Here is a 1,199-nt window from a genome sequence, read left to right on the forward strand (position 1 = left end):
GGTAATCCCCCCGCCAAATGATCGCATTTAAAAGTAGAATTTTCCAAACTCAGATTTTTTGAAAGTTCTACATGAAGACGTCCCGTTTTACCGATAGCCAGATCATCTCCATCCTCAAGCAAGCCGAGGGCGGCTCACCAGTCCCTGAGCTTTGCCGCGAGCATGGCATCAGCAATGCCACGTTCTACAAATGGCGCTCCAAGTTCGGCGGCATGGACGCCTCGCTGATGGCCCGCATGAAGGAGTTGGAGGACGAAAACCGGCGCCTGAAGAAGATGTATGCCGAGGAGCGCTTGAAAGCCGAGATTGTCGCGGAAGCTTTGACAAAAAAGTGGTAACGCCATCTCAGCGGCGGGAGATGGCGCAATGGGCCGTGGCCCAACGTTCAGCCACAATCGGACTGGCTTGCCTGGCGTTCGGCATCAGCCAGACCTGCTATCGCTATCGTGCCAAGCTCGATGCGGAAAACGCTGTCGTGGCGGACTGGCTGGTACGCCTGACCAATAACCAGCGCAACTGGGGCTTCGGTCTGTGCTTCCTGTATTTGCGCAACGTAAAGGGTTTTAAATGGAACCACAAGCGCGTCTACAGGATCTATCGCGAGCTGGAACTGAACTTACGGATCAAGCCGCGCCATCGGCTGGTACGCGAAAAACCGCTGCCGCTGGCCGTGCCTGCACAGATCAACGACACCTGGTCGATGGATTTCATGCACGACCAACTGGCCGACGGCAGAAGCATCCGCTTGTTCAACGTGATCGACGATTACAACCGTGAGGGACTCGGCATCGAGGTTGACTTCTCATTGCCGTCCGAACGCGTCATCCGTTGCCTCGACAGGATCATTGAATGGCGTGGCAAACCCCAGGTCATTCGCTGCGATAACGGCCCCGAATACATCAGCGCCGTGACGCTGGCCTGGGCCGCCAGGCGCGACATACGCATTGACTTCATTGAGCCTGGGCAGCCGCAGCAGAATGCCTATGTCGAGCGCTATAACCGCACCGTGCGCTACGACTGGCTGGCTCATCACCTGTTTGAAACACTCGAGGATATCCAGGATTTTGCAACCCGCTGGTTGTGGACTTACAATCACGACCGGCCCAACATGGCACTTGGCGGCATTACACCAAAACAGAAGCTTGCCCTGGCCGCTTAGCCTCTACTTTTAGCGCGCTCTAAAAATGGGGAGATTACCG

Annotated in this window: 1 protein-coding gene; it reads left to right on the forward strand. The window is 55.9% G+C overall.

Going from position 1 to position 1,199, the window contains the following annotated elements:
- Window positions 1-71 precede the first annotated feature (71 nt).
- A protein-coding gene (locus tag GJA_RS25650) for an IS3 family transposase (RefSeq protein WP_144241644.1) occupies window positions 72-1,159 on the forward strand; the annotation gives its coding sequence in 2 pieces (ribosomal slippage) (window positions 72-324 and window positions 324-1,159; 1,089 coding nt in all).
- Window positions 1,160-1,199 lie beyond the last annotated feature (40 nt).

Source organism: Janthinobacterium agaricidamnosum NBRC 102515 = DSM 9628 (assembly GCF_000723165.1).
GTDB classification, from domain to species: Bacteria; Pseudomonadota; Gammaproteobacteria; order Burkholderiales; family Burkholderiaceae_D; genus Janthinobacterium; species Janthinobacterium agaricidamnosum.